This is a genomic window from Empedobacter sp. ULE_I140, assembly GCF_053482575.1.
Window position 1 is genome coordinate 1,745,593 of sequence record NZ_JBQMTX010000001.1, and the last position, 18,107, is coordinate 1,763,699.

The 18,107-nt window shown below is 29.9% G+C and carries 16 protein-coding genes and 2 riboswitches; of the genes, 9 read left to right on the top strand and 7 right to left on the bottom strand.

The features are described 5' to 3' along the window. Nucleotides 1-23: 23 nt before the first annotated feature. Nucleotides 24-122, bottom strand: a riboswitch (SAM riboswitch). A gap of 445 nt (nt 123-567) precedes the next feature. After that, a riboswitch (SAM riboswitch) is annotated at nt 568-666 on the top strand. Between the two features lie 124 nt (nt 667-790). Beyond that, nucleotides 791-1,972, top strand: a complete 1,182-nt coding sequence (locus tag ACTS9J_RS08255) for a homoserine dehydrogenase (RefSeq protein ID WP_221856801.1) — start codon at nt 791-793, stop codon at nt 1,970-1,972. 56 nt (nt 1,973-2,028) lie between these two features. Here the strand turns inward: ACTS9J_RS08255 and ACTS9J_RS08260 are convergent, their stop codons facing one another. Both ACTS9J_RS08260 and ACTS9J_RS08265 read right to left on the bottom strand, forming a co-directional pair. Next, complete coding sequence (locus ACTS9J_RS08260) at nt 2,029-2,475, bottom strand: thioredoxin fold domain-containing protein (RefSeq protein WP_125350313.1); 447 nt, start codon at nt 2,473-2,475, stop codon at nt 2,029-2,031. Next, nucleotides 2,475-4,529, bottom strand: a complete 2,055-nt coding sequence (locus tag ACTS9J_RS08265) for a TonB-dependent receptor plug domain-containing protein (protein ID WP_219035242.1) — start codon at nt 4,527-4,529, stop codon at nt 2,475-2,477. The genes ACTS9J_RS08260 and ACTS9J_RS08265 overlap by 1 nt, the downstream gene beginning before the upstream one ends. A 106-nt stretch (nt 4,530-4,635) precedes the next feature. On the opposite strand from ACTS9J_RS08265, the gene ACTS9J_RS08270 reads away from it, so the two are divergent. Beyond that, on the top strand, nt 4,636-5,292 hold the full coding sequence (locus ACTS9J_RS08270) for a metal-dependent transcriptional regulator (protein ID WP_115000633.1): 657 nt from the start codon (nt 4,636-4,638) through the stop codon (nt 5,290-5,292). Between the two features lie 52 nt (nt 5,293-5,344). On the opposite strand, the gene ACTS9J_RS08275 is transcribed toward ACTS9J_RS08270, so the two are convergent. Continuing rightward, nucleotides 5,345-5,710, bottom strand: coding sequence for a DUF1573 domain-containing protein (locus ACTS9J_RS08275; protein ID WP_038334454.1), 366 nt, complete (start codon nt 5,708-5,710; stop codon nt 5,345-5,347). Between the two features lie 103 nt (nt 5,711-5,813). Beyond that, a complete protein-coding gene (locus ACTS9J_RS08280; RefSeq protein ID WP_219034401.1) occupies nt 5,814-6,692 on the bottom strand; it encodes an IS982 family transposase in 879 nt (292 codons plus the stop codon). 125 nt (nt 6,693-6,817) lie between these two features. On the opposite strand from ACTS9J_RS08280, the gene ACTS9J_RS08285 reads away from it, so the two are divergent. The 4 genes from ACTS9J_RS08285 to ACTS9J_RS08300 all read left to right on the top strand — a co-directional run bounded on the left by ACTS9J_RS08285 (nt 6,818) and on the right by ACTS9J_RS08300 (nt 11,712). Further along, nucleotides 6,818-7,453: a hypothetical protein gene (locus tag ACTS9J_RS08285; RefSeq protein ID WP_448353121.1), complete on the top strand. Its 636-nt coding sequence runs from the start codon at nt 6,818-6,820 to the stop codon at nt 7,451-7,453. 78 nt (nt 7,454-7,531) lie between these two features. Next, complete coding sequence (locus tag ACTS9J_RS08290; protein WP_448353122.1) at nt 7,532-10,153, top strand: valine--tRNA ligase; 2,622 nt, start codon at nt 7,532-7,534, stop codon at nt 10,151-10,153. A gap of 105 nt (nt 10,154-10,258) precedes the next feature. Beyond that, on the top strand, nt 10,259-10,990 hold the full coding sequence (locus ACTS9J_RS08295; RefSeq protein ID WP_286496176.1) for an alpha/beta hydrolase: 732 nt from the start codon (nt 10,259-10,261) through the stop codon (nt 10,988-10,990). A gap of 83 nt (nt 10,991-11,073) precedes the next feature. Further along, entirely contained in the window at nt 11,074-11,712 is a 639-nt protein-coding gene (locus tag ACTS9J_RS08300) for a LysE family transporter (protein ID WP_286496177.1), read from the top strand. 4 nt (nt 11,713-11,716) lie between these two features. On the opposite strand, the gene ACTS9J_RS08305 is transcribed toward ACTS9J_RS08300, so the two are convergent. Next, nucleotides 11,717-12,151 (bottom strand): hypothetical protein, encoded by a 435-nt coding sequence (locus tag ACTS9J_RS08305; RefSeq protein WP_286496178.1) that lies wholly within the window; start codon nt 12,149-12,151, stop codon nt 11,717-11,719. Between the two features lie 370 nt (nt 12,152-12,521). On the opposite strand from ACTS9J_RS08305, the gene ACTS9J_RS08310 reads away from it, so the two are divergent. The 3 genes from ACTS9J_RS08310 (at nt 12,522) to ACTS9J_RS08320 (ending at nt 16,408) form a co-directional block, all read left to right on the top strand. Then, entirely contained in the window at nt 12,522-12,929 is a 408-nt protein-coding gene (locus ACTS9J_RS08310; RefSeq protein ID WP_219035236.1) for an RrF2 family transcriptional regulator, read from the top strand. A 111-nt stretch (nt 12,930-13,040) separates the two neighbouring features. Then, nucleotides 13,041-14,348, top strand: coding sequence for a tRNA lysidine(34) synthetase TilS (tilS, locus tag ACTS9J_RS08315; RefSeq protein WP_219035235.1), 1,308 nt, complete (start codon nt 13,041-13,043; stop codon nt 14,346-14,348). Next, nucleotides 14,342-16,408 (top strand): protein-disulfide reductase DsbD family protein, encoded by a 2,067-nt coding sequence (locus tag ACTS9J_RS08320; protein ID WP_291049271.1) that lies wholly within the window; start codon nt 14,342-14,344, stop codon nt 16,406-16,408. Before tilS ends, ACTS9J_RS08320 begins: the two co-directional genes overlap by 7 nt. Nucleotides 16,409-16,479: 71 nt before the next feature. On the opposite strand, the gene ACTS9J_RS08325 is transcribed toward ACTS9J_RS08320, so the two are convergent. Both ACTS9J_RS08325 and ACTS9J_RS08330 read right to left on the bottom strand, forming a co-directional pair. Further along, a complete protein-coding gene (locus ACTS9J_RS08325) occupies nt 16,480-17,127 on the bottom strand; it encodes a T9SS type A sorting domain-containing protein (protein WP_448353123.1) in 648 nt (215 codons plus the stop codon). A 72-nt stretch (nt 17,128-17,199) separates the two neighbouring features. Next, nucleotides 17,200-18,087, bottom strand: a complete 888-nt coding sequence (locus ACTS9J_RS08330; protein ID WP_448353039.1) for an IS3 family transposase — start codon at nt 18,085-18,087, stop codon at nt 17,200-17,202. Nucleotides 18,088-18,107: the final 20 nt, after the last annotated feature.

Consider the following 18,107-nt stretch of genomic DNA (forward strand, 5'->3'; position numbering starts at 1 on the left):
TATGGGAAGAAGTGTGAGGTAAGTCCTTATCTTTCTCTATTTGAGTAGGATTTAGCACCCAACTATACTTTGGGTTGCTAAGATTTCAACGGGCCTATTCCCTCCATCTTTCTTTATAAAGCTATGTGCAAAATTATTTAAAGTATTGAGAATAAAAAAATCAAGATTGAAAAAAACGAGTTCGAAACTTGGTTCATAGAAATAATTTTTGTTTGAAATAGTTCAAAATCTCTAATAGGTCATTTTTGAAATTTATTTTAGAAAATATTTCTTTAAAATTACTATTTTAAAGAAATAATATTTTAATTAGTTATTGAAAATTGTAGTTTTTAGAATATTTTTAATAAAAATAGGGTTTTATTAAAAATTATTAAGATTTGTTTTTTCTTTTAATTGTATTTTTTAGAAAATTATTTTTGTCTATAAATATTTATAGAATAAAATTCATTATTTGTGTATTTTTATCTATAATTACGGAAAATATTAAATTAAAGAAATGAAATTAATTTGGATATATAGAATTCTTTCGCCTAAATTTGTCCTCAGAAATAGTTCATTAAAATTTACATTTTATCAAGAAAAGTGGAGGGAAATGGCCCAAAGAAACTTTAGCAACCTGATTAATGAATCAAGGTGCTAAATCCATCCTTATAGGAAAGATGAATAAAAACTACTGTAAACCAATCTTCAATAATATTCTTTATTCAAAATGGTTCAATTGTTTTTATGCGATTGAACCATTTTTTTTCTTCACTTTTCTTTGGTAAATAATTAAAAACAAAACAAATAAATGAAAAAAATAAATATCGGATTGTTCGGATTTGGAGTTGTAGGAGAAGGAATTTACAAGGTATTGGAAGAAAAACCACAATTGAATGCTGCAATTAAAAAAATTGTAATTAAAGATAATTCTAAATCTAGAAATGCTCCGTCTGAATTATTTTCGACTAATGCGGATGATATTTTAAATGACGATGAAATAAATGTTGTTGTTGAGTTAATTTCGGATGCTGATGCGGCACATGATATCATTATAAAAGCGTTCAATAAAGGTAAACATGTGGTAAGTGCAAATAAAAAATTGATTGCAGATCATCACAAAGAATTATTGGATTTGCAAGCACAAAACAATGTTTCTTTTCTTTATGAAGCCTCTGTTTGCGGGTCAGTTCCGATTATTAGAAATCTAGAAGAATATTTTGATAACGATTTATTGAATTATGTATCTGGAATTGTAAATGGGACAACAAATTACATTTTGACGAAAATGGCGAATGAAAATGAGTCGTATCAAGATGCCTTAAAAGCAGCGCAAGAAAGTGGTTTTGCAGAAGCTGATCCAACGGCTGATGTAGAAGGTTTTGATGCGTCGAGTAAATTAGCAATTATTACGTTGCATGCTTTCGGTAAAAAGATTGATGTTGATCAAGTTATTCGAAAAGGAATTACTTCATTGAAAGTTGAAGATTTTAAATACGCAAAAGAAAAAAATTATACAATAAAGTTGATTGCTAATTCTAAAATTAATCATCAAACGGGTGAAATTACATCAACAGTTTTGCCAACTTTTGTTGAATTAAATAAAACAATTGCGCTTGTGAATAACGAATATAATGGAGTTTTGATTGGAAGTTCGCTTTCAGATGAGCAATTTTTATATGGAAAAGGAGCAGGGCGTTTCCCAACTTCTTCGGCTGTTTTGAGTGATATTTCTGCGTTGAAATATGATTATCAATATTCGATTCGAAAATATGAAAACAAAGAAGAAGGAGTTTTTAATCAAACAGGAAAGAAGCGAATTTATATCGGTTTTGAGAATCAAGCAGATGATGTTTCAAATATTTTTGATGAAATAGAAGAACGTTATCAGAGTAAAAATTACAATCATATTGTTGGTGTGATTGATATAGAAAAGCTCAAACAAAAAGAGACTATTGAAAATCCAAAACTTTCGATAATTGCGTTTGAGTAAATTTTTGTGATTAAAAAGCCTCAATATTAATTGAGGCTTTTTTGTAAATCTAAAAATTAAGGTTTTTGTAAATACTTTTCCAATAAAAGTTTTAGGGGTTTATTTTTAATTAATCCAGTATAAGTCATTTCAATTTTATAATCTTTTGAGATTAAAACCCAATATGGATAACTAATTTGTTCATTTTTATCAATGAATTCTTCTAAAAATAGGTGAGTTTTTTTATTCGATTTAGGTTCATATTTTTTGTTTAAAAAGATAATAGATTCATTTGTTTCTGCTTCAAATTCAATAAAATAAATGTCATTATTTAGAATTTGAAGTAATTCTTTATCCTTTTTTAATTGTTTCTTTTGAATCATACAGTAACTACACCAATTTGTCGAAAAATAAAGTAGAATTGGTTTAGGATTTTCATTAGAAATTGAATTAAATTTTTCTAATGAAATCTGTGCTTGGAGATTCAATGATGATAAAATGAATATGAAGTACCAGATTTTCATTAACGTAAATTGTATCGAACACCTATAAAACCTCTTGTTCCCTGCATAGGTGTATAGCTGTAATCATTTGGTTCAAAAATAACATCGTTTCTTCCTTTAGGAGGAGTAACGCCATTTCCAGGTTCTCCGAATGGGTCCCACCAACGAGCAATAACATCGCCTTTTGGTAAAACATTAAAAATATTTTTGATTCCACCATAGATTTCAATATTATTCTTAAATGATTTACTTAATTGAATATTTGCAATAACAGTTGGTTTTGAATATTCTGGTCGATAATCATTTTCTACTTGAGGTAATTTCATTTTGTCATTATAATTGGCGGTTAAATCAACAGTAAAACCTTTTTTGAATGTATAACTTGCTAAGAAATTTCCAGACCATTTTGGTGCATGATATTGAACTTCTTTTTCTCCATCTTCTTTTTTGTATACATCCATATAGGTTGCGCCAAGCATTATTTTTAGAGGAAAGTCAAATGTTGCATCTATGTTTAAAGAAACTCCTTGAGATATTGCGTGTCCATCTAAATTGTCATAGATAATCTTTGTTTCGTCAGTATCTGTATCAGCAATAATTTTGTTTGTGAAATAAGAATAGAATGTTGTAAAATCAAAGTTTAAAGCGGTGAAAGAAGTTGGTAGTTTGAATACATAATTAATATTTCCATTATATGATTTTTCAGGTTTTAATTCATTTTCAAAAACTACTTGTCTAGCTCCAGTTAATGCACGATGATCTTCTGTGAAGACATTCACAACACGAAATCCCGTACCAAAACTTGCTCTTAAAGTATGATGAGATGAAGGTGAAAATTTGTATGCAATTCTTGGAGAATGTATTCCTTTATGTGTTTTATCATAATCAAATCGATAACCAAGTAATAATTTGTTTTCAGAATTTAATGTCCATTCGTCTTGTACAAAAATACCAGGAATCTGTGTATTCATTGGGTTATTCTTGATTAGATTATTATCCTCATCATATTCTCCAGTACCTCTTGTGTTATCATCATAATAAGTATATTTAAATGAAGATCCTAAAAGTAAGCTATGTTGTCCAATTATCTTATCCCAATAAGCTTGAGCAAAAATAACTTGTTGTTTTCCTTGATAAGATTCTGGACCATAAAATGAATTCTGTTGATGAAAATTATAAGAAAATTGAGTCATTATTTTTTCTTTTATAGGTAATTGATACATTCCTATCGCTTCAAAACGATTTGTCATAATACTTTCGGCATAAACTTCGTCACTTCCTCTGTGTAGTTTTCTTTTCCAATTCATTTGACCTCCCCATCTATCTTCGTATAAATAACGTAAAGCAACTGATGCTGTTCTATTTTTTTGACGTTCAAAATCAAATTTATTGAATAACGTGATGCGATCTTGTAACGTTACATCCGTAAAACCGTCGTTATTTTTATCTTTCTTATTACCATATTTAAAGTAATTAAAACCAAATAAACTATTTACCTTTTCTCCTAAATTGTATTTGTATCCACCATCAAGATTGGTTTCCAACCAAGAAGTTGTAAAAGCATCCAAAGATAATTTTGGAGCAGATTTAGGAGATTTCGTAATTACATTAATTATACCACCCATGGCTTCTGTTCCATAAAGGGAAGATGCTGGTCCTTTTACAACTTCTATTCGTTCTACCAAAGAGTTCGGAATTCCGCTCAAACCATAAACAGTAGATAAAGAAGAAACAATTGGCATTCCGTCAATTAAAATCATGGTATATGGACCTTCCATTCCGTTAATATGAATATCACCTGTGTTACAAACATTACAGTTTAGTTGTGGTTGAACACCATTTATTAATTGTACAGCGTCAAATAATGAAGGTGTTGGATTTTTTTGAAAAAACTTTGGTGTATAGATTTCAATTGGAACTGGACTATCAGATTTTCTTACAGCTTTCATTGTTCCTGTAATTACAATCTCATCTAAATTTTCTGAAGAATCTTCCATATAAATAGAATCTTTTTGTTCCTGAGCATTTGATAGAATGGAGGTTAAGGTGATGAATAAATAAAATGTTGTTTTCATGTTAAGTAAAATTTATAATCAAATTAAAAAGTTAGACAAATCTAACAAAAATATTATTAAAAATGAATTTTTAAATTTTACTTAATTTTCAACTATATTTGTTTCCATGAATTCATTGGTCGAAGAAAATTACCTAAAAGCATTATTTCATCTTTCTGAAAATGGGAAAGGAGAAGTGAATGTGAAGGATTTGAGTAAGCATTTGGAAATAAAAATGCCTACTGTAAACAGTATGATGAAAAAATTAGCTGAAAAAGAATTGGTGATTTATGAATCGTATAAACCACTTCGGTTATCTGATAAAGGAATTCTGAAAGCTTCTTTGATTGTAAGAAAACACCGATTAACAGAGATGTTTTTGGTAGATAAAATGGGATTTGGTTGGGAACAAGTTCATGAAATTGCTGAGCAAATAGAACATATTCAAAGTCCAATTTTTTTCGATAAAATGGACGAATTATTGAATTTTCCTAAATTAGATCCGCATGGTTCTCCAATTCCAGATAAAAATGGAAAAATAGAAATTATCAATTACAAAAAATTGGCCGAATTTAAAGAAGGTGATAAAGTAGAAATATGCGCTGTTATTGGTTCTTCTGATGAATTTTTGAAGTATTTGAATTCAAAAAATATTCATTTGAATGATGAAATTGAAATCATTTCTGTTGAAGATTTTGATGGAACAATGAAGGTTAAATTTCTAAAATCAAATGAAATTGAAACATTTAGTAATCATGTGACTTCAAGATTATTAGGTAGATAATGGTTTTTAATTTATAAAAAGAAAAAAGCAAGTTATTTAACTTGCTTTACAATTATTCCGCTTTTCCTTTTATTCTGAAAATTTTTCGAGAAGAAACTGGATCGTTAGATGTGATTGTTACAGATTTATTGAAATCTCCAGTCACAGAACCACTTGAATATTTAACGGTAATATCCGCAGATTTTCCTGGTTCGATAGGTGTTGTAGGATATTCAGGAACTGTACATCCACAAGAACCAACAACGCTTTTAAGAATTAAAGGTTTATCACCTGAGTTGGTTACTTTCATCTTAGCTGTTACTTCGGTATTCAACTTTATATTTCCAAATTGAATTTCTTCTTTTTCTAAACTAAGTGTTTGAGCAAATAAACTTGTAACGCCTAAAGCAAAAGCACCTAAAAACATTAATTTTTTCATGACGATAATTAATTTGTAACCAAAGTTAAAATAAATAATACAAAAAGTCTACCTTTTTTTGTATTTTAGTACTAAAATAATTAATATATACCCGTTGTGCATTTTAAATAATTTGGGTTTTTAGATTATTAATATTTCGATTAAAGTATGTTTTATTAATGTACTGAACCACAGTAAGAGCAGTAATTTTAGCTAAAATTCTGGTTTTAAACCCTTCGAAAGTCTTTGCATAATTTCGTCTAATCATAAACTGATCACATAGTTGAGAAAATAACGTTTCAATTCTTTTTCGATACTTTTTGAATGGACAAAACTGAGGTTTATACTCTTTTTGATTGGATCTTTTCGGTGTTTCTAATCGAATATTAGCTTCATTAAATAAGTCAATTTGAATTGTTTGCGACAAATAACCTTTGTCCCCAAGTAGCAAACAATCATACATTTGAGTTTTAACATCTTTCAAAAAATGAATGTCATGAACAGATGCGGGACTGATATCAATACTCTGGAAAACACCATTTAAAGAACAAATAGCATGAAGTTTATAGCCATAAAAAGACATTTGCTGAGAAGCACAAAAACCTCTATTTGGTGCACTATACTGATGTTCTTTGCAAATTTTCGAGCGATTAATTCTTGCTATTTTACACACTTCCAACGGCATACTATCAACTATGAAACAATTTTCAAATTCATTAAATTCTTTCGCTAATTTGAGGCGAATACTATTAATTTGCTCTGATAATCTACGTTTTCTACGATTGTAAATACTACGCTCAATTTTACAACTTAACGCATTAGGAAGATTTCGAAATAAATGATTTTCACTATCAATACCCATAAATTCAGCTGTTAAGACAAGACTGATGAGTTCTAAATCAAAAAGTTTAGGTCTTCTACGTTGATAAATTAAAAGTGTATCTGTTGATATTTTTCGAAGAACTTCCAATATTCTTTCGTAATTTGCAAGTAAGTTGTTCATTGTAAATGTTTTGTAATTAAAACAATTTACTGATTTTCAATCAAATGAACAACTTTATTCTTTATTAATCAAAATGCACAACGGGTTTAATATATATTAATATGAAAAGAATAATTGTTACAATAATGCTTCTAGTTTACAATTTTACTAATGCACAAATGTCTTCTACAGCTACTGTTAATGAATATAATCTACAAACTATTGTTGCAGAAGTAAAACAACAGAAATATACAGAAGGAGTTACTAATAAAGATGAATATTTTAATGTTAATTTTCTTCCTGCAAGTATAGATGGTTTCAAAGAAAAGGAGAATTTTAGATATAATGCATTACTAGACGATTTAGAGTTTTTAAGAGATGGATATTTATATAAAATGAATAAATTATCAAACCAGACTATTAGATTCGATGATGGTAAAATTCTTAAGTATGTAAGTTATATTGATGGGGGTACATTAACATCAAGATATTTACAAGTATTTTCACCTTTAGATCGAAAAATTGTACTTTATAGAAAATTATCTAATGATGGAGTAGATGGTCTTGGTGCTGGTGGTTTAAATGCTTCTAATAAGAGAAATTATTTTAAACAAGAGAAATTATTGATTGGTTATAGTGATAAAATGTATAATGTTCCAAATTCAACTAAAAAATTTAAAGATTTTACAGATAAAGACGTAAATCAAATTGTAAGTACAAATAAACTTAGCATAAAAAAAGAACAAGATTTAATTAAACTTATTGATTTATTGAATAAATAAACAAATTATATAATATCTTAGAAATGTTGGGCAGATTGTGTAAATTTGCCCAAATTTATTTTAAGTCATATATAAATAATGGAAATCGCATCTAAATATACGCCAACGGAAGTTGAAGGAAAATGGTATGAATACTGGATGGAGAAGAAGTATTTTAAATCTACTCCAGATGAAAGAAAAGCTTACACAATCGTCATTCCACCACCAAATGTAACAGGTGTCTTGCACATGGGACATATGTTAAATAATACGATTCAGGACGTTTTAATTCGTCGTGCGCGTATGCGTGGATTTAACGCTTGTTGGGTACCAGGTACAGACCATGCTTCAATTGCTACTGAAGCGAAAGTTGTTGCGAAGTTAAAAGAGGAAGGTGTTTCTAAATTTGATATCGGTCGTGAAGAATTTTTAAATCACGCTTGGGATTGGACGCATAAACATGGTGGAATTATTTTAGACCAATTAAAAAAGTTAGGAGCTTCTTGCGATTGGGATCGTACGAAATTTACGATGGATCCAGATTTATCTGAATCTGTTCAACGTGTTTTTGTTGATTTATATAACAAAGGATTAATTTACCGTGGATACCGTATGGTAAATTGGGATCCGGAAGCAAAGACAAATATTTCTGACGAAGAAGTTATTCATGTTGATAAAAATGGAAAATTATATCATTTAAAATATCAAGTTGACGGAACTGATCAATATATTGTTGTGGCGACAACTCGTCCTGAAACAATTTTTGGTGACTCTGCAGTTTGTATCAATCCAAATGACGAGCGATATGAATGGTTGAAAGGAAAACAAGTTATTGTTCCAATCGTTGGTCGTAAAGTAAATATTATCGAAGACGAATATGTTGACATCGAATTTGGTACAGGATGTCTTAAAGTTACGCCTGCACACGATGTGAACGATTACGAATTAGGTAAAAAACATAATTTAGATTTTATTGATATTTTTACGGATGATGCGAAATTAAATGATTTAGGATTAAATTATGCTAGATTAGATCGTTTCAAAGCGCGTAAAGAAATCGAGAAAGAATTAGAAGAAAAAGGTTTACTTGAAAAAGTAGAAAATTATAATAATAAAGTTGGTACATCTGAAAGAACAGGAGCGGTGATTGAGCCTAAAATTTCAAATCAATGGTTCTTGAAAATGACAGATTTAGCTAAACCAGCTTTAGAAAATGTAATGAATGATACGATTAAATTTCATCCTGCGAAATTTAAAAATACATATCGTAATTGGATGGAAAATGTAACAGATTGGAACATTTCTCGTCAATTATGGTGGGGACACCAAATTCCTGCATTTTTCTATGGTGATGGAAACGAAGATTTCGTTGTTGCTCTAACAAAAGAAGAAGCTTTACCATTAGCACAGGAAAAAACAGGAAATGTTACATTAACAATCGAAGATTTACGTCAAGACGAAGATGCGTTAGATACTTGGTTTTCTTCTTGGTTATGGCCAATTTCTGTTTTCAACGGAATCAATGAGCCAGAAAATGAAGAAATCAATTATTATTATCCAACACAAGATTTAGTAACTGGTCCAGATATTATTTTCTTTTGGGTTGCGCGTATGATTGTGGCTGGATATGAGTATCGTAACGAATTACCTTTCGAAAATGTATATTTCACAGGAATTGTTCGTGATAAACAAGGGCGTAAAATGTCAAAATCGTTAGGGAATTCACCAGATCCAATCGAATTGATGAACGAATATGGTGCAGATGCTACGCGTATGGGAATGTTGCTAACAGCGCCTGCTGGGAACGATTTACCTTTCGATGTTGATTTGTGTCTACAAGGACGTAATTTTGCGAATAAAATTTGGAATGCTTTCCGTCTAATAAAAGGTTGGGAAGTGAAAGAAGATTTAGAACAAACTTCTGCTCAAACAAAAGCGGTTGAATGGTTCGAAAATAAATTCCAACAAGCATTAGCAGATATCGAACATAATTACGATCAATATCGTTTATCTGATTCATTGATGGCAATTTATAAATTGATTTGGGATGATTTCTGTTCTTGGTACTTAGAAGCAATTAAACCTACTTTTGGTGAGCCAATTGATGCAAAAACTTATGCAGCAACAATTTCTTATTTAGAAAATGTATTGAAAGTTTTACATCCATTTATGCCTTTCTTAACAGAAGAAATTTGGCATTTAATTGCTGAAAGAACAGAAAACGAAGCCTTAATTATTTCTAAATATCCTGAAGTAACATCTTTCAATGAAGAGATTATCAAGAATTTTGAAAATACAAAAGAAGCAACAACTGCTATTCGTGGATTACGTTCAGAAAAAGGAATGTCACCAAAAGAAGCATTAGAAGTTTTTGCTGATGCTCAAGCTGCGAATGAAATTTATGTAGATGTGTTCTCTAAATTAGGAAATGTTTCTAATTTCAATACAGGTGATAAACCAGAAAAAGGTTTTGCTTTCCGTGTTGGTACGTTAGAATTTATGGTTCCGATGTCTGATAATATCGATATTGAAGCTGAGCGTGAGAAATTACAAAAAGAGTTGGATTACAACCAAGGTTTCTTAAACTCGGTTCGTAAAAAATTATCAAACGAAAAATTTGTTGCTGGTGCGCCAGAACAAGTGATTAATGCAGAACGTAAAAAAGAGGCTGATGCATTATCTAAAATTGCTCAAATTGAAGAGCAGTTACAAGCTTTGTAATTTTAATTTAATTTTTAAAATATATGAAAAACCACTCCAAATTTTGGAGTGGTTTTTTTATTGATTTTTTTCGATTAACTTTAATAAAGCCTCAAAAAAGTATAAATGTCAAGCGAATTAAATTACAAAAAGAAAAAGTTGTATTCTGATTTTTTAAACCAAGAAAGAAATATTTTTGTTTGGATACCAGAGCGTTTTATAAATGAAAGTTTGCCTGTTTTGTATTTATTAGATGGCGGAATTAATGAAAAATTTAAGCAAATATCAAAACTAATTGATGAGTTAATTATATCAAATCATATTCAACCATTGATGATTGTAGGAATTGAAAATATTAATCGAAATTTAGATTTTACAAGAAATACATACATTGCAAAAGATAAAAAATGGGTTCCAGAATATGGAAATGCAGAATATTTTGAGAAATTTATTGTATTAGAATTACTTCCTTATATTTCGAAAAATTACTATACAAATAATTCGAAAACTATTGTTGGTGAGTCTTTAGGCGGATTATTGGTAATGGATATATTGTTTTATTTTTCGCATTATTTTGATTCTTATATCGCAATTGATCCTTCGCTTTGGTGGAATAACCACGAATTGTTTGACTCTTATTGTAAAAAATTTGATTTTAATCTATTAGAAAATAAAAAGATTTGGATTTCAAGTTCTAAAACTATTTCAATTTCAAAGTTTACAGATCAATTTGTAGAAAAATTACGCGAAAAAGATAACTTGAAATCAAATTGGAATTATTTACATGATCCTTCGCAAAATCATTTCACAATTTTCAATTCTTCAATAAAATCAGCGTTAATATGGATGTTTAAGTAATATTTTTTTAAATGATTCATATTACTTCAATAGGTTTCTCCAACAAGTTTGTCTAAATTTGCAAACCTTTTTAAAAAGAATTAATGCAGTATTTAGAACTACTTTTAATCGGAGTTTTCACAGCTTTTATTGGATCATCCATTCCTGGATTGTTGAATATGACGGTGGTAAAAATTGGGAAACAAGAAGGAACTAAAAGTGCATATAGTTTTATGTCTGGAACAGCGATTACGATTGCAATTCAGGTTTATTTGGCAATTTTTCTGGCAAAATTTATTGATTTTAATGAAGAAGTTACTAAAATTTTTAGGGAAGTTGGATTAGCTGTTTTTGTAATTATTACGATTTATTTTCTCTTTTTTGCAAAGAAACAAGATCAAAAAAATAAGAATAAAAAGCTAAAACAACAAGGTAATGTAAAACAGAAAAATAAATTCATCTATGGGTTATTGTTATCTGCCATAAATGTTTTTCCAATACCTTTTTATGTATTTTTAAGCGCAACGTTGATTTCGTATAATGTTAATGTTTTTGGACAACCAAATAGCTCAGTTTTTGCTTTAGGAGTCGTTATTGGTTCGATGATTATTTTTGGTCTGTATCTGAAATTTTTTAATTCAAAATCAGAAGAAGATTCGTTTATTTTAAAGAATATCAACTATGTAATAGGAGGAGTGACGAGTGTGATTTCTTTGTTAACGATTTATCAACTTTTTCAATAAAAATTTAATTCAAATTTTGCTTTGGATGCGAGTATTTAAGCAAATATTCCATCACTTCATCGCATTCTTTTCCTTCTAAAATATAACTCAAAATATCTTCGATTAATTCATCAATAATTTGAGGATTAAATTCAAATTTTTTAGCTAAATCAATACAAATTGCTTTTTCATTTTGATGAATATTCAAATCAACAACCATTAACAAAACAGCGTCGTACAACAAAGAAAGTCGATCAGTAAAGGTTTTTGGCAACGTAAAATCAAACTTCGTGTTCTCGTTCAAAATATAACTTATATCTTTGGCAGAAAGCTCATGAAATTTGGCAATATCAGAGATAATTTGAATCTCTTTTTCATTCAAATTACCATCACTTTTACCAATAATAAATAAATTTTTGATGTGATTTAATTTGTCAATCAAAGTAAGATTATTTTTCATTTGTTGCTTTTTGGGATTAAAAATACTTAAAATAGTGTTAAATTAACGTTCAAAATTTTTCATGTGCCAGATTTTAAAACGAAAATAGATGAGATTTATGATAAGCAATGTAAGAATAAAGCAAATATTCGTCATCTTACTGTTTATTAGCGAAAAATATATTTAGAAAGAGTTTTTCACATATGAAACCGATTTTAAAAGTCAATTGGTTTTTATCACCTTCAAAATTTCTCAATTATCCCTATAATTCTACAACTCAAAAGGTAATTGATTTTTTGATGAAATATTTTTAAATCTCGGTTCAACGATTTAATTTTATATTTGTTTTATACAACAATCAACGTTATTTTTGTAGTTAAATCTTATAGAATTGTTATCAAAAAAGACAAAATACGGACTAAAAGCAATGGCTCATTTGGCCAGACAAGAAAGTAACAAACCAGTTTTAATCGGACAAATTTCTGAAACAGAAGTTATTCCGAAAAAATTCTTGGAGGCTATTTTATTGGATTTAAAAAAGTTAGGCTTTGTCAATTCGAAACAAGGAAAAGGTGGTGGATATTATTTGGCACGTGATGCGAAAGATATTAGTTTAGCATCTTTGATTCGTGTTTTAGAAGGACCAATCGCGCTTTTACCTTGTGTAAGTAAAAATTACTACGAAAAATGTGATGATTGCCCTAACGAAGGCATTTGTACATTGAATAAGGTGATGGTTGAATTGAGAGATTCGACTTTAGAAATTCTTGAAAATAAATCTTTAGAAAGTTTAAAATAAATCTTTAGCCTGAGTTTTTCAGGCTTTTTTATTGTAAAATTTTATAAGAATGAAGAAAAAAAGTATAACTCTTTTTCGAGAATTCTTCCTAATTTCGAACATTTGTATTTCATGAAAAATAGATCTATACAACAAGAGTTTAAAGAACTTTTAGAACAACGTTCTTTTTCTACGCATCGTTATTTATTGGCGATTAGTGGAGGGATTGATAGTATGGTTTTGTTAGATTTATTCCGTCAAACAGCTGCAAATTTTCAGGTGGCACATTGTAATTTTCAGTTGCGTGAAGAAGACGCAAATGGCGATGAATTGTTTGTGAGAGAATATTGTGGAAAATATAATATACCGTTTCATTCGACTCGTTTTGATGTTGCGGCTTATCAGAAAGTAGGAAATTATTCGGTAGAAATGGCTTGCCGAAATTTGCGTTATGAGTGGTTTGAGCAAGTTCAACAACAAAATCGTTTGGATGTTTTGGTGACAGCTCATCATTTGGATGATAATATTGAAACTTTTTTGATTAATCTTTCTCGTGGAACAGGTTTGAAAGGTTTGGTTGGAATGCAAATTGATAATGGAAAAATCTTTCGTCCACTTTTAAATTTTACAAAAAATGATTTGTTGGAATATGCAAAATCAAATGAAATAAATTGGCGAGAAGATTATACGAATGCGACGGATGATTATACTAGAAATAAGATTCGTCATCACATTACACCAATTCTAAAAGAGCTTCATCCGCAATTTGATGAGAATTTTTTGTCAAGTTTAAATCATATCAATGATAATTATCAAATTGTACAAAATAAAGTTGGAGAAGTTAGAAGTGATTTATTCTCAGGAGATAATCCGATTGAAATTGAAATTTCAGCATTAAAAAAACTTCAACCATTAGAAACATTTTTACATTATTTGTTCGAAAAATATGGATTTTCGTCGAGCAAAGAAATTTTAAAATTTTTGGATGCAGAAACGGGAAGTGAAATAAAATCAGCAACTTATCGATTAATTAAAAATCGAGAAAATTTGTTGTTGCAAAAAATAGAAGAAGAAAATGAAGATGAATTAACGATTTTTGATGAGTTAATTGAAATCAATTCGTTAAATTTGAAGTTCGTGAAATCGATAAATCCACACGAAAACGCTACTGAAATAGTAGACTTTACATCAATTTTGTTTCCGCTTAAACTTAGAAAAGTGAAAGAGGGAGATTTCTTTTATCCAATTGGAATGAAAGGTCAAAAAAAATTGTTGAGTAAGTTTATGAAAGATTTGAAACTTTCTAAGTTAGAAAAAGAGAAGGTTTGGTTGCTTTGTGACCAAAAAGATCAAATTATTTGGGTGGTAAATCATCGTTTGGATGAACGTTTCAAAACGACAGAAACAAGTAAAAACTTTTTAAACATTACAGTATGTTAAAGAAACTTTGGATACTTTTTTTGTTTCCAATTTTAGTCAACGCACAGTTATTTAGTCCTGCAAAATGGTCGAGTTCGGTGAAGGAGGTTGGACAGAATGAGTTTGAAATCGAGGTAACAGGAAAAATTGATAGAGGTTGGCACCTTTATTCAATGAAACATCCTGATGGAGGAATTGGAATTCCAGCAAGTGCATCATTTAAACCAGCTGCAAATGCAAAATTGATTGGAGGTACGCGCGAAGTTGGAAAACGTATAGATAAATACAGCCAAATTTTTGAACAAGATGAAAAATATTACGAAAATCAAGTAAAATTTGTTCAAAAAGTGAAAGTTTCGGGTGATAAACCTGTAAATGTATCGTACACAATAGAATTTCAAATGTGTGATGCCGAACGTTGTTTGCCACCAGATGAAACAAGCGGAACGATAAAATTAACGCCTTCCGCAAAAGTTGAAGAGACGAAAGAAGAGGCAAAGCCAGCAGATGCTACAGAAGCAAAAGATACTGTTGCAGTAAATGAAATTACGCAGGATTCTGTTCAAGAAGATTCTACAGCTGTTGTTGTAGCAACACAAGATACAATCAAAAAAGTTGATGATTCTTTATTAGCAGATAACGAAAAGAAAGATAATGGTTTATTGAAAATCTTTTCTTTAGGATTTTTAGGAGGATTAGCAGCGCTATTAATGCCTTGTATTTTCCCAATGATTCCTTTGACAGTAAGTATGTTTACAAAACAAAGTAAATCGAAAGGAGAAGGAGTTGGAAAAGCCTTTATTTATGGATTATCAATCATTGTTATTTATGTTGCATTAGGTTTATTGGCGACAGTTATTTTTGGACCATCAGTCCTAAATGAAATGTCAACAAATCCGTGGGTGAATTTAGCATTCTTTGCAATTTTCATTGTATTTGCTATTTCATTTTTTGGAGCTTTCGAATTGACATTACCAAGTAAATGGGTAAATGCAGCTGATAAAGGTGCTGATAAAGGCGGATTAATTGGAATCTTCTTTATGGCATTCACATTAGCATTAGTGTCTTTCTCTTGTACAGGACCAATTATTGGTTCGTTATTAGTTCAAGCGACGCAAGGAGGAAACTATTATTCATTAATCGTAGGAATGTTTGGCTTCTCTTTAGCATTAGCGATTCCATTTACATTGTTTGCGATGTTCCCTGGTTGGTTAAATTCAATGCCAAAATCTGGTGGATGGTTAAATACAATCAAAGTTTCTTTAGGATTTATTGAATTAGCTTTTGCCTTGAAGTTCTTATCAAACGCAGATTTAGTTTGGCAAATGAATTGGTTACCAAGAGAAATTTTCTTAGCATTTTGGATTGCAATTTTTATCTTCTTAGGATTATATCTTTTAGGTAAATTTAGATTAGAATTAGACTCACCTGTGCAAACAATTGGTGTTCCGAGAATGTTATTTGCATTGGTTTCGATATCATTTGCGATTTACATGATTCCAGGTTTATGGGGTGGACCATTAAAACTATTAAGTGGTTTAACACCTCCAATGACCTATTCTGAAGCGCCACGAGGTTTCCACGAAGGTGTAGGAGGTGGACAAGCAACAGCTAAATTTGATGATCCAAATATGGTTGCTGGACCTCATGGAATTCCTGCATTCAAAGATTTTGATCAAGCAGCAGCTTACGCAACGAAAGTTGGAAAACCAATGTTGTTAGATTTCACAGGGCATGCGTGTGCAAATTGCCGTAAAGTTGAAGAACGTGTTTGGAGCGATGAGCGTGTGAAGAAAATTTTGGCTGAAGATGTTGTTTTAGTTTCGTTATATGTTGACGAAGCAAAAGAATTACCAGAAGATCAAAAAGTATTTTCGAAAGCGTTAGATCGTAATTTGAAAACAGTTGGTAACAAATGGACTTCTTTCGAGATTGAACATTTCAATGCAAATGCTCAACCTTATTATATTTTGGTTGATAAAGATTTGAATCGTTTTTCTAAACCTTTAGAAGCTGAACTTGATGTAGAAGTTTACCTAAAATGGTTACAAGATGGAATCGCGAAGTATAAAGCGAAATAATTATCTTTTATATAGTAGTAAAAACTCCCGCATTTGCGGGAGTTTTTTGTTTATGAATTATACGTGTTAAACTATTCTTTAATAATCTTTTTCGTGTATTTTGAAGTTTCATTTTTCAATGTAACAATATAGATACCTTTTGGTAATGATTTGAATTTTGAATTGATAGTTTTATTCAATTCATCTATATTTCCAATCGAATTTGTGATGACTTTTCCATTGATGTCAATTACACTTAAATTGTATTGTCCTTTTGAATTGTTAAGTGTAATCTTAATGTTTGAGTCATTTTTGATTGGATTTGGAACAATATTAAAATCCGTAGATTTGATACTTTCGTTAGTAGATAAATTAGTTGGATAAACTAGTATTTTAGCGCCATCGAAACCAACAGCATATACTTTTTTAGCATTGACTGGGAAATCTACAAATGTATTTTTAAACGTAACATCTCCTGTACCTAAAACAGAAACAGAAATTAATTCGTCTTCTTCATTGTAAGTTTCGTAAGCAACAGCATTTGCCCATTTTGCAGTTTCAACAGTTAAAAACGTTCCGTTCGTATTTGTTACAATACTAGCACCTTCACCTGTTTTCCCAGAAAGTTTTAATTTGTCTTTGTAAATATTTACATTAAATGAGTTTAAGTAATGCATTACTGGAGAAACTGGTTTTGGATAATTTTTGGATTTGATATACGATTTTGCTTCATCAATCATTTCTTGCGTGACAATGATAGTAACTTTTCCGTAGTCATCAATTTCTTTAGTAACAGTGTAATCTTCCCCTTGTTAAGAACACTTAAAAGTAGAGTTTTTATTTAATATTATTGTATTATTATTTTGATTAATTTGAAATGTAGGAAAATCATTAGGATTTTTGACCTTACCATATTTCAATAAAAAGTTTCTAGGAGAAAGATATTGCAAAGAACTATGTGGTCTTTCATTGTTATACATCCACATCCAAATTTCTGTATAATTTTTCATTTCTTTGATATTTTCAAATAAATAAGCATTTAAAAAATCTGTTCTAAAAGTTCTATTAAATCTTTCAATCAAAGAGTTTTGCGTAGGTTTCCCAGGTTGAATATAATATAATTCAATGGCTTTTTTTTGACAAAATAGTTTTAGTTTTTCAGCAATAAATTCTGTACCATTATCTACTCTAATTTTCTCAGGTTTCCCTCGCCATTCGATTAGTTTTTCTAGTTCAGAAATTACTTTAGCTGAAGGTAAACTTGTGTCGATACAAATACTCAAAATTTCTCGATTAAAATCGTCTATAATATTCAAACTTCTCACGCTTTTTCCGTTTTCTAAACTATCATGCATAAAATCCATACTCCACGTTACATTTGGATAAATCGGACGTAAAAGCGGCTCTTTAATACTTGCAGGAAGTCTTTTTTTACGTTTATTACGTAGGTTAAGTTTCATCGAAGTATAAATTCGATAAACTCGTTTATGGTTCCAAGTAAAGCCTAAATTTCGTAAACGATAATGCATCATCCAAAAGCCCCAAGTTTGATGCTCGTTAGATAGTGCTATCAATTGAAAACGTATTTTATCATCCTCATCTTTACGTACTTTTTGATAATAAAAAACGGATGTTCTTAAGCTAAATAGACGACAAGCCCTGCGAGAACTTAGTTGATGTTTTGCTTTTGAATACAACACCAATTCTCGTTTTTCACAAG